General features: G+C 64.4%; 16 protein-coding genes. 2 read left to right on the forward strand and 14 right to left on the reverse strand.

What is annotated here, in order from left to right; genetic code table 11:
* The first annotated feature begins 17 nt into the window (after nucleotides 1-17).
* Together CFB43_RS24450 and CFB43_RS24455 are read left to right on the forward strand one after the other, a co-directional pair.
* A complete protein-coding gene (locus CFB43_RS24450; RefSeq protein WP_089496924.1) occupies nucleotides 18-2624 on the forward strand; it encodes a methyltransferase domain-containing protein in 2607 nt (868 codons plus the stop codon).
* Nucleotides 2621-4189, forward strand: coding sequence for a coproporphyrinogen-III oxidase family protein (locus CFB43_RS24455; RefSeq protein ID WP_179254894.1), 1569 nt, complete (start codon nucleotides 2621-2623; stop codon nucleotides 4187-4189). The genes CFB43_RS24450 and CFB43_RS24455 overlap by 4 nt, the downstream gene beginning before the upstream one ends.
* A gap of 26 nt (nucleotides 4190-4215) precedes the next feature.
* On the opposite strand, the gene CFB43_RS24460 is transcribed toward CFB43_RS24455, so the two are convergent.
* The 14 genes from CFB43_RS24460 to tssB form a co-directional block, all read right to left on the reverse strand.
* A complete protein-coding gene (locus CFB43_RS24460; RefSeq protein ID WP_089496926.1) occupies nucleotides 4216-4545 on the reverse strand; it encodes a DHCW motif cupin fold protein in 330 nt (109 codons plus the stop codon).
* Between the two features lie 239 nt (nucleotides 4546-4784).
* Nucleotides 4785-4922 carry a hypothetical protein gene (locus tag CFB43_RS38495; RefSeq protein ID WP_179254864.1) on the reverse strand — a complete coding sequence of 46 codons (138 nt, stop codon included), beginning with the start codon at nucleotides 4920-4922 and terminating at the stop codon, nucleotides 4785-4787.
* A gap of 192 nt (nucleotides 4923-5114) precedes the next feature.
* Nucleotides 5115-6605 (reverse strand): ISNCY family transposase, encoded by a 1491-nt coding sequence (locus tag CFB43_RS24465; RefSeq protein ID WP_089496927.1) that lies wholly within the window; start codon nucleotides 6603-6605, stop codon nucleotides 5115-5117.
* Between the two features lie 185 nt (nucleotides 6606-6790).
* Nucleotides 6791-11887 (reverse strand): RHS repeat-associated core domain-containing protein, encoded by a 5097-nt coding sequence (locus CFB43_RS24470; protein WP_089496928.1) that lies wholly within the window; start codon nucleotides 11885-11887, stop codon nucleotides 6791-6793.
* Nucleotides 11884-13182 carry a tetratricopeptide repeat protein gene (locus tag CFB43_RS24475; protein ID WP_089496929.1) on the reverse strand — a complete coding sequence of 433 codons (1299 nt, stop codon included), beginning with the start codon at nucleotides 13180-13182 and terminating at the stop codon, nucleotides 11884-11886. Before CFB43_RS24475 ends, CFB43_RS24470 begins: the two co-directional genes overlap by 4 nt.
* Nucleotides 13183-13199: 17 nt before the next feature.
* Complete coding sequence (locus tag CFB43_RS24480; protein WP_089496930.1) at nucleotides 13200-13823, reverse strand: hypothetical protein; 624 nt, start codon at nucleotides 13821-13823, stop codon at nucleotides 13200-13202.
* Between the two features lie 55 nt (nucleotides 13824-13878).
* On the reverse strand, nucleotides 13879-16152 hold the full coding sequence (gene tssI, locus CFB43_RS24485) for a type VI secretion system Vgr family protein (protein ID WP_089496931.1): 2274 nt from the start codon (nucleotides 16150-16152) through the stop codon (nucleotides 13879-13881).
* Nucleotides 16149-18812: a type VI secretion system ATPase TssH gene (tssH, locus tag CFB43_RS24490; RefSeq protein WP_089496932.1), complete on the reverse strand. Its 2664-nt coding sequence runs from the start codon at nucleotides 18810-18812 to the stop codon at nucleotides 16149-16151. The genes tssI and tssH overlap by 4 nt, the downstream gene beginning before the upstream one ends.
* 12 nt (nucleotides 18813-18824) lie before the next feature.
* Complete coding sequence (gene tssG / locus CFB43_RS24495) at nucleotides 18825-19904, reverse strand: type VI secretion system baseplate subunit TssG (RefSeq protein ID WP_373452558.1); 1080 nt, start codon at nucleotides 19902-19904, stop codon at nucleotides 18825-18827.
* 8 nt (nucleotides 19905-19912) lie between these two features.
* Nucleotides 19913-21784: a type VI secretion system baseplate subunit TssF gene (tssF, locus tag CFB43_RS24500; RefSeq protein ID WP_089496934.1), complete on the reverse strand. Its 1872-nt coding sequence runs from the start codon at nucleotides 21782-21784 to the stop codon at nucleotides 19913-19915.
* Between the two features lie 4 nt (nucleotides 21785-21788).
* Nucleotides 21789-22364, reverse strand: a complete 576-nt coding sequence (gene tssE / locus CFB43_RS24505; protein ID WP_256990117.1) for a type VI secretion system baseplate subunit TssE — start codon at nucleotides 22362-22364, stop codon at nucleotides 21789-21791.
* Between the two features lie 16 nt (nucleotides 22365-22380).
* Nucleotides 22381-22872, reverse strand: a complete 492-nt coding sequence (locus CFB43_RS24510) for an Hcp family type VI secretion system effector (protein WP_027791618.1) — start codon at nucleotides 22870-22872, stop codon at nucleotides 22381-22383.
* A gap of 69 nt (nucleotides 22873-22941) precedes the next feature.
* Nucleotides 22942-24450, reverse strand: coding sequence for a type VI secretion system contractile sheath large subunit (gene tssC / locus CFB43_RS24515; RefSeq protein ID WP_089496935.1), 1509 nt, complete (start codon nucleotides 24448-24450; stop codon nucleotides 22942-22944).
* Nucleotides 24443-24997 carry a type VI secretion system contractile sheath small subunit gene (tssB, locus tag CFB43_RS24520; RefSeq protein ID WP_089496936.1) on the reverse strand — a complete coding sequence of 185 codons (555 nt, stop codon included), beginning with the start codon at nucleotides 24995-24997 and terminating at the stop codon, nucleotides 24443-24445. The genes tssC and tssB overlap by 8 nt, the downstream gene beginning before the upstream one ends.
* Between the last annotated feature and the right edge of the window lie 36 nt (nucleotides 24998-25033).

Raw genomic sequence — 25033 nt, forward strand, 5'->3', positions numbered from 1 at the left:
AGAACACGGGGGGCTGGATGGATGCCAGGCTGGTATGGGACACGTGGCGGCGAATCCTGAGCGACGACGGTCTTGTCGCGATCGTCACGCAGGCCGGTCATGCCGATGACGCGGCACTCGCGCGCCTCGGCGCCGCCGAGCGGGCCGTGGTTGACGACTACGCGTCGACACCGCGCGCAACGAAGACCAATGTCGGCATGTACCGCCGCAGCCTGGTGCGGATCGCTCGCGTCGCGCTCGGTTGCGTGCCGATGAGTCAGCATCTTCTGTTGATGAGCGGGCTCGACGTCGATGAAGTGGGCGCGGAGTTCGCCCGCGTCAACGGCTATGCCGACGACGGCCCGAATTTCTGGCGCCTCGCCGGCGCCTTCGTCGCCTATCTCGCGACGCGTCCCGAATTCAACGCGCCAACGCACCAGGACGTGTTGGCGATCGATCAGGCGCGGGTTGCGCTCGCCCTCCGTCTCGGCCAAGGCACGGTCGATGCATGGCCAACCGCCGTCGCGGCCGGGATTCGCGACACTGCCGGTTCGGATCGCTCGGCCGTGCGTTTCGTCGCGTCGCGAGCCGCCGTCGTTGTCCGGTCGCGGCACGATCTCACGCGGTGGATCGAAAACCCGCATGGCTTCGATCCCGACGAAGCCCTGAACGCGTCGCCGCGGCATTGGCTGGTCTATTTCCCGGATGCGGACAGCGCGCCGGCTTATGCGGAGTTGTCCGAGCGATCGGCCCGCATCTTCGAGCTGCTGGCCACACCGCATTCAGCCGCCGACGTGGCACGGGTACTGGGCAGCCTGTCCGAAGCCGAGGCGCTCAAGGTGGTCGACCGGCTCACGGAACTCGGCGTGGTCGTCGGCGAGAAAGCCGGCGGGCGCGTCGAGCGGAGCGCCTTTCAGGACGAGTCCCTGAGCAGCGATGCGTTCGTCATGCTCGATCCGGCGGTCGAGATACTGGACGTGGAGATCGACGGGCACTGGTTTCTGTGCCAGGGCCACTTCGCAGTCGGCATGGCCGTGCCGCCCGGCGAAGGACTGTCCGACTTCGTGGGCGAACTCGCGGGCAAGCCTGTCCGCGTTGGCGCGCTGCGCAAGGGCTTCGACGATCAGCATCTGATCGACACGATGCTCGCCGCGTTGCGCCAGCATGGCTTCCTCCACGTGACGTCGCAGGATGCGCCGTCGGCCGATGCGTTGGCGCGGTTGCGCCGCTCCGCCGCGGAGCGCCGCCGGGCGAGGCTTTGCCACACCCTCGACCTGCCTCTCGACGCCACATCGGCCGACGCCATTCGTGCCCGTGCCGAGACTGAGTCGACCGCGCCGCAACTGCACTTGCGCTGTGCGCACCTCGGCGATCACGCGCCGACCTTCGCCGAGCTTGCGCGCCTGCGTCAGGCAGGCCAGTTGCGTCTGCATGACACCGTGGTGCAGACGACCGATCCGGGTTGCGACGCCGAGGTCGTCCGGTCGCTGCGCCGCCTCGGCGCCGGCGTGATCGTCGACGATGTGCCGTGGCCGGCACCGGAGCGGCCCATCGCGGGCGTCGATGTGTTGACGCGAGCGGGCATCCCCGTGCATGCGCGGATAACGCCGGACCGTTCCTTCCTCGACCCGGAAACGCGCGCTCGTGCGCTGGCCTGGGCCGAAAGGGCGGGGTTCTCCGGCTGGTGCCTCGTGCTCGATGCCGACGCGCTCTGGCCGGCAGGCGAGGCGAGCGAGGCCGATTTCCTCGGCGTCTTCCAGGCCGTGAGCGCGTGGGAGGAGATCCTGGGCGATGTCTCCATCGTCAGCCTGCCGAGTGACGAGGTCCTGCTCGGCAATGCGTCGTCGCCCGGTCCCGAGGGGCTGTCCGACATCGCCGCACGGTTCCGTCTCGCCTATTTGCGCTGGCGTCTGCCGCTGCTGAAGTCATTCGAAGGCGACAACACGTTCAGCCAGACACCCGAGGCGGAGGAAAAGCTCGTTCGCCTTCGGGAAGACCTGCTTCCCAACCATCCCGAGCTGCTTCACCTGGTGCCGGGCAGCGTGGTCGTCGACGTGTGCGGCGGCAATGGCCGCGTTGCGCGCCGTCTCTCGCCGCTGGTCGGCGCCGACGGCCTCGTCGTGTCGATCGAGATGCTGCGTTGCGTGACCGATCGCGCGCGCCGCTTTGCCTGCGAGCAGGGGTACCTGAACGTGCAGTTTCGCGCCGGCCTGGCGCAGCGCATCCCGTTTCCCGCCGGGGCGGCCGATGCGGCCGTCAACGAGTGGACAGGCGCGATCTGGCAGCTGGGGCTCGGCCCGGCGATGGTGGCCGAGATGGCCCGCGTCGTCCGCGTCGGCGGTCGAATCGCCGTCACGCATCGGCTGGTGCGGCTCCCGCTCGATCGGCTCGGGCAGCCGTGGGTGCAGTTCGACAACATCTACGCGTTGATGCGCGAGGCCTTCGATCGCCCGGACCTCGCGATCGTCACCGAGCGCGTGTGGGGGCAAACCGTGTCGACGTTGGCCGGCGAAAAAGCCAGTGCATGGCGCAAGCACTACGTGCCGCGCATCGTCAATCCGTTCGACGTGACCTACACCGAGGACAAGGATCCGGGCCCGCACGCCGACGTGTGCCTCACCCTCATCGCGGAGCGTGTTCAATGACGACCGATGCACCGGCCCCGGGGATCGAGGCACGATCGCAGGCCGCCGCCTTCGACGACGCGCGCGCGACGCTGGACCGGCTCGGCATCCCCGACGCGCTGCCGGCGCTGCACGCCGCGGGGCTGGGCATTCGACGCAGCGTGCTGGGCGGCTCCCATTCGGTGGCGGTCTATCCGCCGATCGACTCGTTGACGCCGGTCGAATCGCGTTCGGTCCTGCGCGCCATAGGCTTCGGCGGCGATACCAGTCTCTACGTGCACATTCCTTTCTGCGAGACGCGCTGCACCTTTTGCCATTACACGGTGCAGCACTATGCGGGCAAAGGCAAGGCATCGCAGACCAGCGAGGACGACGTGGCGCGCTATCTCGACGCGCTCCGGCGCGAACTGGCGCTCTGGGGCGCCAGGATCGCGCAATCGGGCACCGCGCTGTCGTCGATCTATATCGGCGGCGGCACGCCGCTGGTGCTCGACGAGGCGTCGCTGGGCGACCTGATTCGCACGATCGGCGCATGCTTCGACATCCTGCCCGGCGCGGAGGTGTGCGTCGAGGGCAGCCCGCTCACCATCACGGCGCCCGGCGGCGAGGACAAGCTGCATTTCCTGAAGGAGCAGGGTTTCACGCGCCTGAGCTTCGGGGTGCAGTCCTTCGACGACGCCGTCCTGAAATACGCGGGGCGCGGCTACAAGCGCGACGTGCCGATTCGCGCCGCGCAAATCGCGGGCGCGATCTTCGACAACTGGAATCTCGATCTCATCCAGGGGCTTTACAAGGGTTCGCCGGCGGAAGTCTGGCGGAACCTCCAGACGATCGCGGAACTGCAGCCCGCGCATCTGACCTGGTATCACGGCCGTTTCGCCGACCGGCCCCAGGGCGACTGGTATCAGTCGGACGACCGGCACGGCGAATTCGAGGACGAACTCGCGACGCTGCTCGGGCGCATGCTGATCTGGCGCGGGATGGAGGCGCTCGGCTATCACCAGTGCGACGGCAACCGCTTCGTGCGCGCGCACCACTATATCGATCCGTTCAAGAAGGTCCGCACGTCGGCGTCGCGCGATTTGCTTGGCGTCGGGGTGGCGTCGTATTCGCACGTCGGTGCAAGTTCGGCGGGTTACGGCTGTCGAGGCTATACGTTCCGCAACGACACGCAGGTTCGCGCGTACGCCGACCGCGTGCTGCGCGGCGACCTCCCGATCGCCACGGGCCGCGTGATCGACGACGAGGAGTGGCTGGCGATGTCCTACGCCACCGGGTTGCGTAGCGGCCGCGTGGAGGATCCCGCCTTGCACGCGATCGCCGTCGGCAAGCCGCGGCTCTCGGCGCATTATCGGGAGCTGACGAGCAGGCTGGCCGGGCTGGGCACCCTCGAGCCGTATGCCGACTGCGAGGGCAGGGAAGGGTTGCGGTTGACCCCGCTCGGCCGGCTGTTCGAGGACGAGACGCTCGCGCTGTTCTTCAGCCCGGCCGTCAAGCGCATCTTGACGGCGCCCCCGAAACCGGCGGTTTCGCTCGTGCGGATGCCAGCCAAAACCGCTGCGGTCCCGTCGATGACGCGCGTCTGATCTGCGCGTGGCGCCGACGGTGCGCGTCAATCGACGATGAACAGCTTGGCGCCGACGTCGGTGGACGAACGGTGGGGTTCCGTGTCGTCGGCAACCTGATAGCTCATGCCGGGCAGCAGCGTGAACGATCGGCCATCCTTGAGCTCGGTGTGCAGTTCTCCTTCGAGACACAAGAGGATGTGTCCCTTCGAACACCAATGGTCGGCAAGGTAGCCCGGCGTGTACTCGACCATGCGGACACGAATCGTCCCGAAGGTTTGCGTGCGCCAGTAGGCCGCGCCGCGTTCGCCCGGATATTCGACGCGATCGACCTGCGACCAGTTCGTGGTGCCAAAGGGAATGGCCGACATTTTCACGGTGACGACTCCAATTGCGCGCTCCATGCCTGAGCGTCCGATCAACTTTGTTGCGCTGGCGGGCCGGGCACGCGGGTGGGACTGCCGGGACGCGTGCGCAAATCGATGCGCGTCGCGAGATCCTTCCCGGTCAGGATACAACCATCGCCGGTGCCTCGTGAAACGGTGACGTCGTTGCGGGGACACCGGCCCGGCGAACTCGGCCGGATCGCGATTGCAGGATGCAGCCGCATGACCAGTCAGCGAACCTGCCGGGTCGTCAACTCCAGCCGTTCCGCAGCACGCCATGGTTTGAGCTTACTGTCCGCCACGTCCTGAATGACCTTGAATCGGTCCAGCTCGCGCATCGTCATGGTAATCGTCCCAGTCGCGTTCATCGCCGGCGCTCCCAAGGGTGCAGACGATCAACCTACAGGCCAAAACACGACATTTTTATTTAGCGGAAACGCGACATCTGAACTTGGGACCTACACCATGTCATACCCGGATTCAGATGTCCACCTTCCAGCCATTTAAAAATGTCCGGTTTTAAGGTTGTTTTTGCTGCGTCTTTTTCCTCGTTTTGAGCATTACGCAGTGTCGAAGGTCGGCGCCTGAACGGGCAGGGCGCTCACGTTTGTTTCGCTAGCCTTTGCAGACCGACGGCCAGGTTTGGTTGGCGGCTTTGCGGTTTGCCGACGTTGCGCCAGCTCCACGATCACATGCTCGACGTCGGCCTGCGTGATCTCGCGTTGCTTCTTCTTGCCCGCTTGGGGTTCGTTTCGGTCGGTCCGGGTTGAGTCGCCACGATGCGTTCGAGACGGGGCTTTACCGATTCGACTGTTATCGCGTTGCGCCTGCAGCGCTTGGGCGACCTGTAGCACATGGCTCAAACGCTTGTGCTCAACGACGGCACCTTGATCGATTTCGGCCAGGCGATCGTATTGCCTGCAGCTCAACGCACGATCGTCAGCCCGAATCTCGATCCGCCCATCCGGGTACTCCCATACCTCGATCTGACGGTCGATCAACTTCCGGTTCTCCGGCGTATCGTCCAGCAAGTACATCACCCGGTCGTACTGAACCGTGAGCGACTTCGTTACCTTCCGTGGCTCGCGCCACGTCAGCGCCCGGTCCAGACTCTCGTTGGCCCGCAACGGCCGGTGCGCATTGAAGTCGCTCTTTGGCGGCTTCGCGAAGCGCGTGTTGTAGGCGACCATGAAGGAGGGCGCGTAAGCGTTGGCGTCGGCCACCGTGTTGATGCCGCGCAATCGCATCTCCTTGACCAATCGATCCTGCAACGTCAAGTGCGCTCGCTCCACGCGCCCCTTGGCCGAGCTGCTGTTCGCGCAGAACGTGTCGATGTTCAGCTCGTACATCGCCCGGCCAAACGGCGTCACGCGATTGCCAGTCTTGCCCGGCTTCACGTTGCGGAACACGCTGGCCTTGTCGCTGTAGAACGCTCCCGGCTTGCCATGGCGTTCGATATACGTCCGCGTGGCCTCGAAGTAGCTGAACGTCGATTCGGTCTGCGTGAAGTGCAGCATCATCAATCGGCTCGTCGCATCGTCCACATACACCAGCAGCGTGCAGGCCGGTGCCCGTTCCTCGAACCATCGATGATCGCTGCCGTCGATCTGGATCAACTCGCCCAAGCATGCGCGACGCGCTCGCGGCTGATAAACCTTCGGCGGACGCTGCCGACGCGGAATCCACAAGCCAGCGTCCGTCATCAGCTTCCTGACCGTCTCCTTGGCCAGCCCAATGCCGTGACACTCCCAGAGCTTCTCGCAGGCCAACGTCGGCCCGAAATCGGCGTAGCGATCGCGGATGATCGACAGCGCCCGATCGGCAGCTCCCGGGTCGAGGCGGCGATTGCCGGGCTTCGCTCGGTGCCCTGATACCAAACCTGCCGGACCGTGCTCACGCAACCGGGCGACCAGCCGGCGAACCTGGCGTGTCGTCAACTCCAGCCGTTCCGCAGCACGCCACGGCTTGAGCTTGCCGTCGGCTACATCCTGAATGACCTTGAATCGGTCCAGTTCGCGCATCGTCATCGTGATCCGTTCCGTTACAGCCATCGCAGCCTCCGGCGCCGGACACCCGGCGACCGAACAGCTTACGCGGCCCGAAAGCGGACATTTCTATGTAGCCAAAAGCGGACATTTCAATCTAGCCACTACAACCAAATCCGTCGATAATTCACGTTATGTCAAATAATAAACGGCTGATCGAACGTAACCTAACGAGGCATCCGATCGACACGTCACTGCTGCTTCTTTTTTAGATATCGCTTAACGGATGGCCCCAATCTTTTTGGATCAACTTGCCATTTGCTCGCTGCATCTTTGATGATTTCATCCTTCTTATCCGTTTCCGCCTCCCCAACTTTTTTATCTAGCAATTGCTCGGCGGCATCTTTGGTGGCTTCAGTCATTTGACTCTTCAGAAATTTTCTAATAGATGTTGTCAGCGACTTTTCCTCAACGCCCCACTTGGTAGCAACGGTTTTGAGAACATTGCTGGCAGGCATTTTGTTGTTATTCGCGTCAACGGCCGATCGTTGCGAGAGAGAATCGTGGAAGGCCACCTCCTTCCTGAGCCAGTTTGTTAGTGTGTCCTTCTCGAGCTCCAATTTCTTTGCGACGTCTTTAATGACGTCTTCGGAAGGCATTGTTGTCTTGTCTGGCTGTCCATTTTTATTGAGTTGCCCTGCAAAGGAATCGTGAAGAGCCCTCTCCTTGGCATTATCGTCAATCATGCTTCGCGGCAGGGCATTTCGCTTGTTCTTTCTGGTCTCATTTTTTGGTATTGTATTTGGATCAGGATCATCTTTATAAAAAACACTTTTTTTCGCTTCCTCCGCGATAGCGTCACCCTCCGGGGGGCGACGAGATAAGATGGCCTGCAGACATCCCTCACACGCTGGCAAGGTCGGCGCAAAATAGGCACATCCTGAGATGTCCGGTTGGTTGTCCGCCCATCGTAGCGCTCGTTGCTCCGCATGGTGGTCAGTGGCTGCTGGCGGTGCGTAGTTTGTCGCTCGATCAAAGGACGCAGGCGCAGGGATGTCACTGGCACCAACGATAATTTCGTGCCCGTTGGAAATTTCTTGTAATTTTGCAAAGACATTCTTCTGGCCTTTTTTCAATTCATCCCATTCTTTGCTTGCAGCTATGCCGACATGATATGAGCCGTCTTTCTTTCTGAAAACGAAAGGTAGCAGAGTTACGACATTTTTGTGTGCTCCCAATGCATCAATAAAGTCAGCCCTCATTTTGTCTGCTTCTTGACGTGCCAGATCGAACGCTGGGTGCTCGTCATCTGGAACATGGATGATATCTTTCGGAAGCGATGCACCCGTAGGTTTATATTTTCCGTCTTTGTCTTTCGCAACAATGACCGGTTCATCTTCTACGGAATGCCCTTCAGGGCCTCCGGATGCATCACCCGCGGGTTCATCGCATGTCAGGCCGAATACGTCGACCAGAACAAGGGGATTCGGCGTGTACGCGTATATATTCACTCCTCCGGATTGCCCCACGGGGTCGCATTGCAGGTAACGCCGCAAGACCGGACTGTAGGTTCTGAACCGGTTGTAATGAAGCCCGGTGGCCTGATCGTAATGATGGCCCGCGAACCTCAGGTCGTATGCAACCGAATTGCCAGGCGCCACTTCGACCCGGCCATAAGGGTCGATGCTGTGTGCGCGCCACACGACCTCCCCGGTTCCGCTTTCGATCCATTCCGGCATCCCTACTTGATTCGTGATCACGAAATACTCGGTGCCGTTTTCCGGTTTGGCACCAACCGATTCATGATCGATGAACATGAACGGCAAAATCGCAGAATCATGGGCATAAACATAAAGACGCACCCGTCCATCGGGCTGAATTTCCGCAGCCAGACGATCATTGTCCCAGTAATAGAGCGTGCAGGCCGCTCCGTCGGCCTGATAGATTCGCCTGCACAGCCCGTCATAATCCGCTGTCCACGCGTCAGTGCGGTTGCTCCACTCGACCCGCGTCAGCAGATCCATGCTGTTGTACGAGTAGGTCGTGTAGCCACCGTCTTCATCGATTTGCCCGGCGAGATGATTCCGGTTGTTATAGTGAAACCGCGTTGACGACGCAGTCGCGAGGCGGTTCCCTTCGCTATAACGGATCGACGCATGTTCCGGCGTCGATATCAGATTTCCAGCCGGGTCGTACGCGAATCGCCGTACCGGCCATCCTTCCCGCTTCTCGCCGATTAGCCGATGTGCCGCGTCGTACTGGTATTCGATCACATCGCCCGATGGGCTTGTAACGGCGAGCAGTTCGCCGGTCGCACTGTACGCATAGTGGGTCGCCTCCATGTCCGCTTGAGCGTCTCCACGCCACACGATGCGCCCTTCGCACTTACCATTGGCGTCGAATCGACGGAGTACGTTTGTCCCGTTGGCAAACTGCACGAGTACCTGGCCATCCGACGAGCGGGTGATCCGGTGCGTGCGGCCCGCCTGGGTGCGGATCACGGCTTCGCCGGAGGCTTCTGACTCGTAAGAGATGGAAAAACGTTCAAACCAGGTAGTGCTCAAGCGCTTCGTTTTCGAATACTGATGCTCGACGCCAAAGCCGTTGCGCTTGTCGGACACAATCCGCCCGAACGCGTCCCATTTCAGGGCCACCTCGAACCGGTCGGTGGATGCATTCGTAAAATTCCCCTGGGTATCGTGTTGGTAGTAATGCGTTGCGCCGCTTCTCAGCCGCCGTTTGCTTGGTAATCCGTTGTCGCCGAACTCGAAGCGTAACAACCACTCGCCAGTTGCATCGCACTTCTCGACGAGCCGGTCGCCGCCGTCGTATTTGTAGGTTTCGCGTAGGGTGTTATGGCGCGTGACACGAACGAGGCGCCCCCGCAAATCGTGGTCATACCTGCTTTCGTTGCCGACGGGATCGATGACCGCAGAAATTTTCGCCTTGTTCGTATAGCGGTACCGGGTGACATGGCCGAGCGGGTCGGTTGTGCTTTCGTATAGGTTCCATGACGTTATGGCGTAGCGATACTCGCTGCCGCCTTGGTCGCGCTTCCAGACGACATTACCGACTCCGTCGCGCGCCAGACGGTCGATGCTGCCGGTTACCGTCCTGCGAGCCATGACTCGCCCAGCGGCATCATATTGCTCAGAGGGACTCGTCGGATCGGATGCCGTCGTGCCGAATAGCAACATGGCGCACTGCTCGATGCGAATCGGCAAGAGCAATGTCGCTGACAGCCATTGAGGTTCAACTGCGCCCCACTGTTGATCGAGCGAGGTGGCAGGCGGTACATGCTCTTTGGGACTCTGCCTTACCGGTACCTGTGAACTGGGGGGCCAGCAGTTGCCCCAGCGATCGACGCGGCCGATGCTGCGACCAAGGTTGTCGTAGACCCACCTTAGTTCGCGCCCAACGGTATCTACCTCGAGCAAGATCCGTCCGTCTGCGCCAGTCACACGATCTACCGCGTGACCATAGGGGTCCACAATGTGGGTCACCGTTTGCGAATCGTCATACTGAAATGTCCAGATGCCGCCGTCCGCATGAGTGGCAACGGTACGCCCCGGTTGATAATCGAAAGTAACGCGCCACAAGCCGTCTTGAGCTGCCGTCTCGACGCAGCGATCTTCAACATCGTATCGATAGAGAAAGGAAAATTCATTTCGATCGGTTTCGCGAATCATCCTTCGCCGTTTGTCATAAGCGTAAGTCATCGCGGTATCCAGTGAGTCCGTTGCCACCGACAGGCACCCACGGGAATCGTATGCATACCGGGCGATGCATCGACGAACGCCATCGGTACCGGTCATCAGGATCTGTACGATGTGGCCGTGATCGTCGTACACGAATCGAATCAGACGCCATGCCTGCCCGCCTTCGTCGGCCAGTGAAATGCTGCTCAATACACCCGTTGCGTCATATCGGTACTCGCTCCTGAGACCACCTTTGGCATGGCTGACCAGTCGAGCCAACGAGCCCGTTGCGGGATGGCGTTCGAAGTCGAAGATGCCGGCGGTTTCATGCCATATCGTAAATCTGCGGTCATCCCGTTGCGTCAGCCGGTAGCCTCCAAACTCGCCAGAATAGTGCTCGCCTTGATCTCTCGGAAACGGGTATTCCCGATTCAATGAATCGACATAGACGGCCCGCGTGCGAAACAGGCGCAACTCGTGTTGAAAATTGTGACGAAAGCCGAAGCCAATGGCACCATCCTGGTCGCGCCACCCACTGCAGTAGAACCGCTCCCAACTGAATCCGGAGTGGGCGGGGTCCTGATAGTCGACGAATTCGTTCTCCGCCGTGCCTCTGACGACGTCAACAGGATGCCCGTTCCTGCATGGCGCAGCCGCCTTTCGTCTGGTTGCTATCCGGGTTTTGACTTTCTTCGCGATCCCGTGCTTGGCGCCATGCCACATCATCTGCGAGTCCGGCAGTGGAAACCCGCCGATCAATACAGTAGGATTCCCCGCGAGCAGCGTACCCATGCTCGGCTCGATACCGGGATCCTTGCCCATCAGATTGCTGAGCATCATGAACGCAAGATCGGCCGCGGTCTGTGCGGCCATCATCGCGGCCGCCGCAATCTCCCCTTGCGACGCATCATCGGCAGCACTCGCCGTTCCCGACGCTGGCCCGACCGCTGCATTGCCGAGTTTCCACGCTTTCCCCGCCCGCCCCAGCAACTTCGCTCGACCAGACACCTGAGCCGCCTCGCTCGTCACCTTTTCGCCTTTCTCGGCAGCGCTCGCCGCTTCACCGCCTGACTTCCCCACATGCCCCATCGGATTGCAATGCCGCGTCATGTCGATACCCATGCGCGCGGCACGCATCCCGCCGATAAACGTATTGCTGGATCCGGTCTGGATATCGAAGTACGGTGTTATCCCGCCGCAAGTTGGCGCAATACCGATATCCAGCACGCGCGCCGCTGGAATGCCACCGATCAGAACGCTTAGACATCCACTGCCTATGGTGGCCCCGACACTCGGCAACGGAAAACCGCTACTCGGCGGATGACTGTGCGCATGCGGCGTACCGAGATGTGGAACACCAATGGTGGCGGCCGGCATCCCCGGCATCTTGTCGAGCAGCGGGATCTGTGCGATGCCGCTGTTGAGCAACTGCGACGGCATGCCCTGCAATGACGCAAGCGAATTCACGGCCTCGCTGACATGGTGAACCGTGCCACCCTCCGAAGAGAATGTCTCCTTGAACGGATCGAACGTCGACTTGACCGTACCGAGCAGTGAATCGCACGTGGTGTCGGCCTTCGACTCTGATTGCGTTGCATGGCTATCGCCAGGCACTGACGCGCGCGTCAACCGGGTTTCAGATTCACTCATTGACGCACCCGTTCGTATCCTGCCGTCGCATCGTGTACCGTCGGCGCTGCGACGTCACGGCGGCGAGCCATGTAAAGCGGATCCTTCTCCAGCTCATACGCCCTGGCCTCGATTTTCAGGCCGGCGTTTCCATAGAGCGATACGAGTCGGTCGAGGATGGATAGGCGTTGCGACTCGCAGCCGAGCTGCTCACACAATCCTTTCGCTGCAATCCAGCTTTTCGCCGCTTCTGCCGCTTTGCCGCACGCCAGCAGCGCGACACCGCCCTTCTCCATCGCTTCGATCTTGGTATGCACGAGCATCAGCCTGCCGGCGGCACCGCTCGCGAGATCGAAATAAGTCGCAGCTTTGGCATGCTCGCCGAGCGTGTCGCAGCAGCTACCCGTCGCCATCAGCGCATTCAGTACGACCAGCAGATTCCGGCCATCGAGCGCAGCCGGCAGCGCGCGCGCGTACCAGTCCTTCGCATCGCGCGGTGACCCATGGCGCAAAGCCACATCGCCGAGACCGTGCAACGCCACTGCGCAGCCTGTTGCATCCTTGCGCTCGGCATGGAAGGAAAAGAGCGCGTAATACTTGCGCTGCGCGTCGGGCAATCTGCCCTGAGCAAGATCGATCCCGGCAATCTGCAGCAAGGCCCCCATGCGTTGCTCGATCGGGTAAGCTGCATCGTTCGCCATGTCGACCAGATTGCGGACCGCCTTCTCGGACGAGAAATCCACCGGCAGGACCAACACATGCTCTGCCTTTTTCTCCCTCGCCAGCGGAATGAGGCAAGGATGTTTCCGGTCGTCTCGGATGCAGAACCGATGTCCCTCCATCCAGTCTTCAAAGCCATTCAAGGCGAGGCACGGCAACACCAATTTCGCGAAGCCGCCGAAGTCGCCCATCGGCGACGGCAGCCATGCCCAAACGACTTTAGCGCCCTTCGGCATCAGCGTGCGAACGTGCATGACGGCGTCGCGCAGCCGTGCCGCAGGCGCACGCCGTGGATCGGTGCACCTCAACGGCAATGGCGGCCAGCCCGCTTCGCCGCGCTCGACGCGCGCCCTGCTCTCTTCGCTGATCTGACGCGCAAGCGCTTCCATGCATGTCTGCAAGTACGCATCGGCCGCGTCACATGGAAACGGAAAGATCAGAAAGATCGCATCGCCAACGCGTTCGTCGAGCGACTGCATCATCTTCAGAACAGGCACGATGTCGTTGTCGGTCGTTTCGAGCAGCAGCGTCGGATCGTCGGGCTGCTCGATGAACGCTTCGATCGACGCTTCGATGGCGGAGAATTCACGATGCATGACGTCAGGCCACCTTTTCAGTTCAGACGAACGTACCGGCTGCGCACGACGGTGTCGGCTTCGGTCCGGATGTCGACCCCGCCGCGTCCGCCTTCGAGTTCGAGCGTCTGCGCGCTCATCCTTAGCTTGCCGGCGACTTCGATGTTCACGTTCCGGTTCAGCAGCGTGACAACGGGTCCATCCGGCGACGCACGCACCTGCAACAGCGGGTACCCCGACGCATCCGATATCTGCACGCACTTGTCCGCTTCAAGCGCGAGCGCCATTGCGGGTTCGATAACCGGTTCGACCGGCTCGCCGGAACCCTGACGCTTCAGCAGACCGGCAACCAGGTATTCAGGCCAGTTCGCGGGCGATTGCAGTAGCACACGATCGCCTCTCGCGGGTTTCACGCCATCGACGCATTCGAGCCAATGCTCGCGCGTGCCGCCATCCTGCATCGCCCATTTCACGCGAATCCGGCCCATCGCGTCCGGGTGGTGCGTATCTGTCACTTCGCCAATCAACGCCGACGGGTCGCGACGTTCGCTTGGCGGAATGCGATTCGGCGTCGCGTCGTTGGCAAACAGCCGACGGAGCGCTTCGACGGTTTCCGCTTCGAGCGTCTCGTGGGCCGTCATCTGATCCGATTCGTTTTCCATTGCATGTCTCCCATGCTTCGAATGCAACCGAACAACTGGTCAGCACCGGTTGAAATCAATTGATATGGGCGATCGTTCCCTGGATCGTGACACCTGATCCATCAAGCGTGATCGATCCGCCACCGGTTGCCAGAACGATCTTCGTCGCGTTGATATTGACGTTGCAACTGTTCTTGCCGTTATCGAGGTTGATTGTTGGCGCTTGCAGATTCGCAGTGGTTTTGCCAGCAAGGCTGAGATCGTTTTCACCGTAGATCGAGACCCCCTGCACATAACCGACGATTCCGACTCCCGCGTCGTATCCGGCGATGGTCACCCCGCCACCATAGCCGGCGAGGCCGACGCCGATATCGTTGCCCTCCCCGACGATCGAGACGCCGACTTTTTCCTTGTTTATCGACACACCGCTTTGCCCGGAAGCCATGTCGATATAGGTGCCTGCGCCCATTGAAACGATCTTGGCCACGTCGACAGAGTAGTTTCCCTTGTTGATATTCGTCGCATACGACCCGGTGCCGACGACATGCGTGCTGTTCCCCTCGACGAAGACGTCGTGCGTGCCGGCGATCACCGCCAGGTTGTGATTCCCCTTGGTCACGGTATGCGAACTGTTGCCATCGACCGACACGCTGCGATTCCCCGTCACCCCATGCGTCTCATTCGCCCCGATCTGCGCGACCCGGTTCTGCCCGATATTCACCGTCTCGTTCTGCCCCACGCTCCGCTGCCGGTTGTTCTTCACCTGCATCGTTTCGTCGTTCCCGACCGTGTGCGTATGGTTGTTCCCGACAGACAGCGAATGATCGAGCTCCGTCTCCGCATCGAAATTCCGTTCCGCGTGCATCCAGAGCTGCTCGGCGCCCTTCTTGTCGTCGAACCGGAACGCATTGGCGTGGTCAGTCGTTCCGCCCGGCGACGATCGCGACAACAGCCCGCTCTGCGTCGCACTGCCCGGCAGTCCCCACGGCGGCATCTTCTCGCCGTTGTAAACGCGCCCGGTCACGATCGGCTCGTCCGGATCGCCGTTCAGAAAATCCACGACGACCTCATCGCCCACCCGCGGAATCTGCACACCCCCGAACCCACCTCCGGCCCACGGACTCGACACCCGCACCCAGCACGACGAATCCTGGTTGCTCTGCCCATACCGATCCCAGCGGAACTGCAGCTTCACGCGCCCGTACTGGTCGGTCCAGATTTCCTCCCCCGGCGGCCCGACGACGGTGGCCGTCTGCGGCCCGTTGGTCCGCGGCCGCGGTGTCTCGCGCGGCGACCGGTAAGGCAGGCTCGACGGCTGCACGAGCATCATCGTCTGATGCACGACGGCCTCCGCACCTTGGTCGCTCGCATACGCGTTCTCCTGAAACCGGTACTGGCACCGCACGATCAGGTATTCGCGGTTCTGGTCCGCCCGCGGGCAATGTTCGAGCGTAAACAGATAACCGGGCGCGACACCGCGCACATCGGTATCGGCGTTCGCCCGCTCATGTTCCGCCTGCTGTTCCTCGAGCCGCACGCGGCTGTAATGCGCTCCGGGCGCATCGTCGCGATATCCACCAGGCCATTCGAACGACGCGAAGCCGTCATGATCGTGCCCACGCGGATCGACCTTCTGCGACGAAAGATCGGCGCGCGGCTTCGTATAGTCGTAGTCGGTGGTCTGGTGCCGGCCGACGCTCACCGCCTGCGCGGGCAGCCAGCCATCGATGTGCTCCTCGTCGGCGATCGCGGTGCGGTCGCGCGCGATGTACGGAATCGTCTCGTAGCCGGGCAGCACGGTATGTGACGACATCGCGTCGCCGAGCATCAGCGTATGCGTGTCCTCCGCATGCCGGAACCAGAAGTAGATCCCCTCGAACTCCATCAGCCGCGACACGAACGCGGCGTCGGTCTCGTTGTACTGCACGCAATAGTCGCGCGGCACATACGATTCGGCGAGGTGGTTCTCGATCGGAAAGCCGTACGTCGACAGCACCTCCTGCACGATCTCGGGCACCGTCTTGTTCTGGAAGATCCGGCAATCGGAGCGGCGCGTCGCGAGCCACAGCCACGGGCGCACGATCAGCTCGTAGCCGTAGTAGCGCTCGGCGCGCCGGCCGGAAAGCGATGCGCGCGCAACGATGCCGTTCAGGTAGCGGGTCGACAGGTCCTGCTGTTCGATCCGGACCGTCACGGGCTTGCCGAGCATGTCCTTCAGCGACAGGCTGTGACTGTCGGCGAGCGCCTCGATCCGGAATTCGAACAGGCGGCCGAGTTCATCGCTGCCGTCGAGCGTATGGAACTTGAGGCCGTCGCCGTGCGGGCTGTCGAGTGTGAATACGCGACTCAAGTCGTTTCCTCCTCGTCGAACCGGTACGTGAATTCGCCGTCGGCGGCGCTCAGCTCGATCGACGACAGCGTGCGGCCTTCGAGCGTGGCCTGCAGGATCGCGCGGCCGATGCGCGGCATCACGGTGTGCGTGAGGATCGCGTCGACCATCCGGCCGCCGGATTCGATCGTCCGGCAACGCTCGACGACCAGCGCGGTCGCCGCATCGGTGCAGCGCAGCCGGATGCCGTGGTGCGCGTCGATCCGCTGCGCGATCCGCCGCAATTGCAAGGCGACGATCCGCGCGAGCGTCGCGTCGGTGAGCGGGTAGTACGGCACGACGGTCAACCGGCCGAGCAGCGCCGCAGGAAACACGTCGAGCAGCGGCGCGCGCAGCGCATCGGCGAGCGTCTGCACGTCGGGCAGGCGCTCGGGATCGCGGCACAGCTGCATCACGCGATCGGCGCCGACGTTCGAGGTCAGCAGGATCACCGTATGCCGGAAATCGATGTCGCGCCCCTCGCCGTCCTCCATCCAGCCCTTGTCGAATACCTGGAAGAAAATCTCGTGCACGTCGCGGTGCGCCTTCTCGATCTCGTCGAGCAGCACGACGCTGTACGGGCGGCGGCGCACGGCTTCGGTGAGCACGCCGCCCTGCCCGTAGCCCACGTAGCCGGGCGGCGCGCCCTTCAGGGTCGACACCGTATGCGCCTCCTGGAATTCGCTCATGTTGATGGTGATCGCGTTGTGTTCGCCGCCGTACAGCGTGTCGGCCAGCGCGAGCGCGGTCTCGGTCTTGCCGACGCCGGACGGCCCGCACAGCAGGAACACGCCATGCGGCTTCTTCGGATCGTCCAGCTTGGCGCGCGCGGTCTGGATGCGCTCGGCGATCAGTTCGACCGCGTGCTGCTGGCCGACGACGCGCTCGCCGAGCGTATCGGCGAGCTTCAGCACGGCCTGCGTTTCGTCGCGCACCATGCGGCCGAGCGGAATGCCGGTCCAGTCGGCCACGACGGCGGCCACCGCGTGGGTGTCGACGGCGGGCAGCACGAGCGGCGCATCGCCCTGCAGGTCGGCCAGCGCCTGCTGCGCGGCCGAGAGACGGGTTTGTGCCGCACCGCGTGCATCCGCATCGAGTGCGTGGGACGGATCGTCGTCGAGCAGCAACGCACGGGCATCGACGATCGCGGTCAAGGCGTCGCGTTCGGTTTGCCAGCGGGTGTCGAGCCGGTCGAGTTCGGTCCGGGCGGTGGCAATGTCGTGCTCGATCGCATCGCGCCGCGCCGTATCGCCGGTGCCGAGCGCGCATTCGCGCCCGATCCGCTCCTGTTCGACGCGCAGGCTGTCGATGCGGCGGCGCGCATCTTCGATCGGCGCGGGTACCGCGTGCTGGCTGACGGCGACGCGCGCACAGGCCGTATCGAGCAGGCTGATCGCCTTGTCCGGCAACTGGCGGGCGGGAATGTAACGGTGCGACAGCGTGACGGCGGCCTCCAGCGCAGCGTCGAGCACGAGCACGCGGTGATGGCTTTCGAGCTTCCCGGCGAGGCCGCGCAGCATCGTCAGCGCGGCCGCTTCCTCCGGTTCATGGACGTGCACGAGCTGGAAGCGTCGTGTCAGCGCCGGGTCCTTCTCGATGTACTGCTTGTACTCGGACCACGTGGTCGCGCCGATCGTGCGCAGCAGGCCGCGGGCGAGCGCGGGCTTCAGCAGGTTCGCGGCGTCGCCGGTGCCGGCGGCCCCGCCCGCGCCGACGAGCGTGTGGACTTCGTCGATGAACAGGATCGCGGGCCGCTCGGACGACATCGCTTCGTCGATCACGCCGCGCAGCCGGCTCTCGAACTCGCCCTTCACGCTCGCGCCGGCCTGCAGCAGCCCGATGTCGAGCAGGTACAGCGCAACGTCCTGCAGCGACGGCGGCACGTCGCCGTCGGCAATCCGCAGCGCGAAGCCTTCCGCGACCGCCGTCTTGCCGACGCCGGCCTCGCCGACCAGCAGCGGGTTGTTCTGCCGGCGTCGGAGCAGGATGTCGACGATCTGACGAATTTCCGGATCGCGTCCGATCACCAGATCGATCTCGCCGGCCCGCGCGCGGGCGGTCAGGTCGACGGCGAAGCGCGCGAGCGCCGACCCGTCGGAGGCGGCGGCGGTCGCGCCGCGCATCGTCATGTCGCCGCCCGGCGCCGCCTGCCCGGCCGGTGGCGCTTCGGGCGAGCCTTCGACGATCGACGCGAGTTCGTCGGCGAGCACGTCCGGCACGATGCGCTCGAATTCGCGCGTGATCGCCAGCAGCACGTTGCGCAACTGCGGTGTCTTCAGGATCGCGAGCAGCAGCACCGCGCCGCGAATACGCGTCGCCTCGTACTTCAGCGTCGCGTAGACCCACGCGCGTTCGACCGCATCGTCGATGTGCACGGACAGATCCGACACCGAGCCCGCGCCGCGCGGCAGCTTGTCGAGCGCGGTAACGAGCCCGCGGTCGAGCGCGGCGTCGTCCACGCCGAAGTGGCGCAGCACGCGCTGCAGGTCGCCATCGGGCCGCTGCAGCATCTGCTTGAACCAGTGCGCGAGCTCGACGTACGGATTGCCGCGCAGCCGGCAGAAGCCGGTCGCCTGCTCGAGCGTCTCGTAGAGGAACGGATTCAGCTTTCCGAACAGGTTGGCGCGGCCGATATCGGACATGACGGTTCCCGTTTAGGCGGTTTCGCGATGAAGGGGGGCGCCGCCGCGCCGCACGTCGTAGCGAACGACGAGGTCGCGCGCGGGGCCCGGATCGAGCCGCTGCCCGAGCCACGCGGTGCGGCCGATGCCCTGCGGCGCGCCGAGCGCGATCGCCGGCACCGCGTCGGCCGCCAGTTCGAGCTGCACGTCCCAGTCGAACTCGATGCCGACGTATTCGCGCACCCATTGCGCGAGCTGCCGGGCGTGCGGGCCGTCCGGCAGGAAACGGCGGTACGCGTCGAGCGACAGCGGGCCGAGCACGATCCGGAAGCGCGACTGCGCATCGCGCACGGCCACACCGAGCGCGACGGCGCCGACTCGCAACGTCGGCCGCGTCGCGCGGATCGTGCAGCGCTGCGAACGTTCGATCGCGACCCACTGCGGCACGTGCTCGACGATGCGCGCCTCGACACCGAAATGCCGGCGCAGGATCTGCACGAGCCCTTCCGGGTTGCGCGTGTGCCGCACGAGATGGCCCGCGTGGAACAAGCGCGCATGCGGCGCAAGCATGTCGGTATCGGCTTTCGCGGCCGGCTTGTCGCCGTGTGCCGCCCGGCCGATCAAGCTTGCGACATAACCGTCGAACCGTGCGCGTTCCGGGCGATCGAGGCTCACCGTCGGCTGCGCATCGGCCCAGGCGCGGTAGAACAGCAGGATCAGCCGGTGATGAAACAGGTCGGCGAACGCGGCGAACGTCGGGTCGTCGTGCTGCGCCGCGCGTTCGTGTGCGTATTCGGTCAGGTGCGTGGGCAGCGGCCCGTTCGGGCCGAACAGCCCGAACCCGTGGATCGCGATGCGCGGCGGCATGCCGCTGCCCTCGTCGCTCACGCCGGCCAGCATCGACGCCGCGAACGCGAGCGACGGCTGCTGCCCGAGCCGCACCGGCTCGTCACGCGGCCGCATCGCATGGCCGAGCGGCGCGCGGCCGGGCGACAGCGCATCGAGCCAGCGCAGCGCCTGAAACAGGTCGTAACCGTGCGGCGCGGCGCGCAGGCGTGCCCACCACGCGTCGCGGCGTGCGGCTTCGGCAGCCGGCCCGGCGGCCGGAGACATATCGCGCTTCATATCGCGGGCCGCCTGCCGATGCGCGCCGGCCAGTGAGCGAGCGTGCCGCGCTGCGCACTGGTCAGCACGCATTCGGCGAACGCATTGATCGACACGTGGCGCGCGAAGAACTGTTCGAGCACCGCGCCGAGCAGGAATGGGCTGTCGCCGGAGAACGCATGATCGTCGACGGTCACGTCGACCTGCACGCCGCGCCCGAACATCAGCAGGCCGGACGCCGGCAGCCGGCGGAACACCGGCGAGAACGCCACGCGCAGGACGCCGTCGATCTGCCGGCGCATCGCGGCATCGGCCGGGTCGGCATGCAGGCCGAGCAGTTCGCGCAGCGCATGCGCGCCCTCGTCGTCGTCGAGATCGGTCAGCGTGTGGCGGGCCAGCCCGAGATGGCGGATCAGCCGCCACGCGGTTTGCGCATCGGCGATCGGCGGCCGAGGCCGCGACGGGCCGCGGATCGCGACGATGCTTTCGACCGGGGCCGATACGCGCAGCGTGAACGTGTTCGCGTCGCCCGGTGGCTGCAGCAGCACGAGATCGCGGTTCGTGCACAGCGTGTCGGCCGCCAGGTAGCGCATCGTTTCATCGTACGGCGCGCACTGGCTGTCGACGAGCGACACGTAGGTCTCGCTGCCGACGTAGCCGGTGCGCGTGCCGTTCGCACGCGCCTGAGAAGAGACCAGCCGCGGTTCGCGCCGCACCGTGTAGTACGCGCCATGGTTGCCGTCGTCGCTCGCGAACGACGCGTGAAACGGCCGGAATTCGCGTGACTGGCCGTCGTCACGCTGCTCGCTCGCGAGCCGCTGCACCGCATAGACCTCATAGTCGAGCGGCCGGCTGCGATCGACGACGACATGGTGCTCGCGCGCGCCCGGCTGCAGCGGAATGCGGTCGGCGCGGCGCGCGAACAGGTTCACGGCCGGCGTGCAGTTCAGCGCGAGGTGTTTCGCGCTGACGGCCGCCTCGAGCGCCGCATCGTGGCGATCGAACAGCACGGTCAGTTCGAACGCGTCGCCGGTCGCGCGCGCAAGCGCGGCGCGCAGCCCGCCGATGCTGAAAAACAGGAAGCGCGCCGGAAACGCGAAATACTCGCGCAGCAGCCGGTAGCCGTGGAAGCTGCGGCCATCGTCGGGCAGGATTGCCTGCGCAGGATCGAAGCCCTCGTGGACGATCGCGTCGGCATCGAGCGTATGCAGCCAGCGCGGCGGCTGCGCCGGATCGTGGCACACGACGCCGAGCGCATGCGCGGCGATCAGTTCGAGCAGGTGCAGCGCGTCGCGTTCGGGGCCGGCGAGATGAAACGTCAGCCGGTCGAGCGGCAACTGGGACAGTTTGGCACCGCCGCGCGCCTCCAACCGGATGCGCAGCGCGCCGCGCACGTCCTGCCGCGCGGCGAACGCGCCGCGCGGCAGCCACGACGGCGCACCGGTGACGGTCGCATCGGTCAGTTCGAGCGGCCACAGCGTCAGGTCATGCGCGGTGCGGAATTCGCACGCGGTTTGCTCGGACGCGGCCGGACGCGCGCGCAGCGCGGTGCCGGCCGGCAGCCGCCAGCCTTGCGCCAGGCTGCCTTCGTTCAGCAGCGGCGCGAACCGCACGATCGCCATCGACGGCAGCGGCGCGATATAGCCGGGATACACGGCATCGAGCAGCGCCTGCGTGAAGCGCGGAAACTCGGCGTCCATCTTGAGCTGCACGCGCGCGGTGAGGAAGCTGAAGCCTTCGAGCAGCCGCTCGACGTACGGATCGGGCGGCCCCGATTCATTGAGCCGCAGCCGCGCGGCCACTTTCGGGAACTGCTGCGCGAATTCGCCGCCAAGCTCGCGCAGGTACGCGAGTTCGCGGTTGTAGTAGTCGAGCAGGCGCGTATCCATCGCGTCAGGCCCCTGCCACCGATTGCAGCGACATCGCGCCCGTCTCGAGATCGAGGTCGGAGCGCAGCACGAATTCGAGCGGATGCGGGATCGACCACAGCGTGCCGCGTATCTCGAACAGCAGCACGTTGTGGCGCCGTTCGCCGGCGCGGCCGCCGGCGGCGTCGATCACGCTGCGCACTTCGACGCTGTCGGGCGCGATGCGCGGCTCGAAGCGGAGGATCGCGTCGCGGATCGACGCCTCGACCGACATCCGCTCGACGCCCGACATCGGCTTGCCCACGAGCGGCCGCATCCCGTAGTTGAGCACCGACGCCTGCGCGTGCGCGAACGCCGACCAGTCGACGAAGCCGTCCTCGGCGTTGCGCGTGTTGAGCAGCCACGCGAGATCGCGCAGCACGGCCGCGCGCAGGCGTTCGGTGCCGATCCACTGCGCGCCGGGCGCTTCGGCGGCGCGCTGCGGCGTGTCGTCGGTGAGCCGGTCGAGCAGCGCGGGCTGGAGCCGGTCGCGCAGGCTGCCTTCCCTGCCGTCGCGTCCGTCGCGTCCGTCGCGGCCGTCGCGGGTTCGCGGGTCGTCCATCGTCATCTCCGCGCCGTCACATCTCGGTGTTTTCCTTGATGTTCCAGCCGACGGTCACCTCCGCGCCCTTGCCGCCGTTGTCGTTCTGCTGCCAGTACTGCTTCTTCACCTTCGCGGCCTGGAAGCCGTAATGCATCATCAGCCGGTCGGCGACGTCGCCCGGATCGATGCCCGCGACCTGCGCGGACGTGACGAGCACCTCCTGCAGCGTCACGCGCATGAACTCGACCTGCGTGCCGCCCGTCTTGCACGCGGAGATCTCGACCGACGACAGATGCTTGCCGTTCGCGCAGTTCTTGATGATCGCGGGCGCACCCTTGTCCATGTACGCGGCGACGACGAGATCGTTGAAGCTCGCCTTGCCCGCGTTGCCGCCGCTGCCGCTCGCCATCGCGCCCGGCTGGCTCGCGCCCCACGTGAACGACTGGATGTCGGTCCAGCCCTTGTGCTGCGCGTCCGCCGATTCGCCGGTCACGCCGTCCACCTTCATAAACATTGCCACGCCCATTGCCGTCTCCGTTTCAGTGCGATGTCAGGATGAATGCCGCGTTGAAGCCGATCGTTGCTTGCTCTGCCCTCACTCGTTGGCCGCCTTCGCGGTCGGCAGCCGCGAGATGAGCCGCAGCGACACGGTGAGCCCTTCGAGCTGGTAGTGCGGCCGCAGGAAGAATTTCGACGTGTAGTAGCCGGGGTTGTCCTCGAGCTCCTCGACCACCACCTGCGCGGCCGCGAGCGGCTTGCGCGCCTTGGTTTCCTGCGACGAGTTGATGGGGTCGCCGTCGACGTAGTTCATGATCCAGTCGTTCAGCCAGCGCTCCATGTCGTCGCGTTCGCGGAACGAGCCGATCTTGTCGCGCACGATGCACTTCAGGTAATGCGCGAAGCGGCAGCACGCGAACAGGTACGGCAGGCGGCCGGACAGCCGCGCGTTCGCGGTCGCGTCGGGATCGTGGTACTCGGCCGGCTGGTACAGCGACTGCGCGCCGATGAACGCCGCGAAATCCGAGTTCTTCCGGTGTACGAACGGCATGAAGCCGTTCTTCGCGAGCTCGGCCTCGCGGCGGTCGCTGATCGCGATCTCGGTCGGGCATTTCTGGTCGACGCCGCCGTCGTCGGTCGGGAACGTGTGGCTCGGCAGCCCTTCGACCGCCCCGCCCGATTCGACGCCGCGGATCGACGAACACCAGCCGAACTGCTTGAACGAGCGGTTGATGTTCGCGGCCATCGCATACGCCGAGTTCGCCCACGTGTAGCGGTCGTGGTTCGCGGCGTCGGTGTCTTCCTCGAAGTCGAATTCGTCGACCGGGTTGGTGCGCGCGCCGTACGGCAGCCGCGCGAGAAAGCGCGGCATCGCGAGGCCGATGTAGCGCGAATCCTCCGACTGCCGCAGGCTGCGCCACGCCGCGTATTCGGTGTTCTGGAAGATCTTCGTCAGGTCGCGCGGGTTCGACAGCTCCTGCCACGAATCCATCTGCATCAGCTCTGGCGATGCACCGGCGATGAACGGCGCGTGCGCGGCCGCCGCGATCTTCGACAGCTCGCCGAGCATCTCGACGTCCGGCGGGCTGTGGTTGAAATGGAAATCGCCGACCAGGCAGCCGAACGGCTCACCGCCGAACTGCCCGTATTCCTCTTCGTAGATCTTGCGGAACAGCGGGCTCTGATCCCATGCGACGCCCTTGTAGCGCTTCAGCATCCGCGCGACCTCGTTGCGCGACGCCGGCAGCGCCTTGATCTTCAGCAGCTCGTCGGTCTCGGTGTGCGTGACGAGGTAATGCAGCCCGCGCCACGCGCCTTCGAGCGTCTGGAATTCGTTGTGATGCAGGATCTGGTTGATCTGCTCGGACAGCTTGCGGTCGATCTCCGCGATGATCTGCTTCACGCTGCCGTATGCATCGGTCGTCATGCCGACCGTATGTTCGAGCGCCTGCTGCGCGAGCGTGCGCACCGCGCGCTCGACCGACTCGCGCGCCTCGGCCGTCTTCGGCTTGAACTCCTTCTGCAGCAGCGCGGCGAATTCGTCGTGCGCGACGGCCGGTTGCGCGGCGTCGCGCGTGTCCGCACGGGATTGGACGGGATCATTCATCGCGGGCCTCCGGTTGGGTCGCGTCGCCGCCCTGCGCGGGGGCGTGCGGGTTGCGCACGAGCGTCTTCAGCAGGTCGGGATCGTTGATCGCGCGCTCGATCAACTGCTCGGCGCCGTGCTTGCCGTCCATGTACGACAGCAGGTTCGACAGCTCGGTGCGCGCCTCCAGCAGCCGGCGCAGCGCGTCGACGTTGCGCGCGATCGCGGCCGGCGAGAAATCGTCGATCTGCTCGAACGTCATGTCGACGTTGAGCATCCCTTCGCCGGTCAGCGTGTTCGGCACCTGGAACGCGACGCGCGGCGCGACCGATTTCATCCGCTCGTCGAAGTTGTCGACATCGATCTCGAGAAACTTGCGCTCCGGCAAGTCCGGCAACGGCTCCGCACGCTTGCCCGCCAGGTCGGAAATCACGCCCATCACGAACGGCAACTGCACCTTGCGTTCGGCGCCGTAGGTCTCGACGTCGTACTCGATCTGCACGCGCGGCGCCCGATTGCGCGCGATGAACTTCTGTCCGCTGCCTGCCGCCTTGGTTCTGTCCGTCATCGTCCACTCCTTCACATCGATCAGGTTGCGCAGTTG

Source organism: Burkholderia sp. AU15512, from assembly GCF_002223325.1.
Taxonomy (GTDB): Bacteria; Pseudomonadota; Gammaproteobacteria; order Burkholderiales; family Burkholderiaceae; genus Burkholderia.

Coding starts and splice junctions, on each gene's coding strand:
- CFB43_RS24450 (WP_089496924.1), top strand. CDS start 18: ATGGATGCCAGGCTGGTATGGGACACGTGGCGGCGAATCCTGAGCGAC.
- CFB43_RS24455 (WP_179254894.1), top strand. CDS start 2,621: ATGACGACCGATGCACCGGCCCCGGGGATCGAGGCACGATCGCAGGCC.
- CFB43_RS38495 (WP_179254864.1), bottom strand. CDS start 4,922: ATGAACGCGACTGGGACGATTACCATGACGATGCGCGAGCTGGACCGA.
- CFB43_RS24465 (WP_089496927.1), bottom strand. CDS start 6,605: ATGGCTGTAACGGAACGGATCACGATGACGATGCGCGAACTGGACCGA.
- CFB43_RS24470 (WP_089496928.1), bottom strand. CDS start 11,887: ATGAGTGAATCTGAAACCCGGTTGACGCGCGCGTCAGTGCCTGGCGAT.
- CFB43_RS24475 (WP_089496929.1), bottom strand. CDS start 13,182: ATGCATCGTGAATTCTCCGCCATCGAAGCGTCGATCGAAGCGTTCATC.
- CFB43_RS24480 (WP_089496930.1), bottom strand. CDS start 13,823: ATGGAAAACGAATCGGATCAGATGACGGCCCACGAGACGCTCGAAGCG.
- tssH (WP_089496932.1), bottom strand. CDS start 18,812: ATGTCCGATATCGGCCGCGCCAACCTGTTCGGAAAGCTGAATCCGTTC.
- tssG (WP_373452558.1), bottom strand. CDS start 19,904: ATGTCTCCGGCCGCCGGGCCGGCTGCCGAAGCCGCACGCCGCGACGCG.
- tssF (WP_089496934.1), bottom strand. CDS start 21,784: ATGGATACGCGCCTGCTCGACTACTACAACCGCGAACTCGCGTACCTG.
- tssE (WP_256990117.1), bottom strand. CDS start 22,364: ATGGACGACCCGCGAACCCGCGACGGCCGCGACGGACGCGACGGACGC.
- CFB43_RS24510 (WP_027791618.1), bottom strand. CDS start 22,872: ATGGGCGTGGCAATGTTTATGAAGGTGGACGGCGTGACCGGCGAATCG.
- tssC (WP_089496935.1), bottom strand. CDS start 24,450: ATGAATGATCCCGTCCAATCCCGTGCGGACACGCGCGACGCCGCGCAA.
- tssB (WP_089496936.1), bottom strand. CDS start 24,997: ATGACGGACAGAACCAAGGCGGCAGGCAGCGGACAGAAGTTCATCGCG.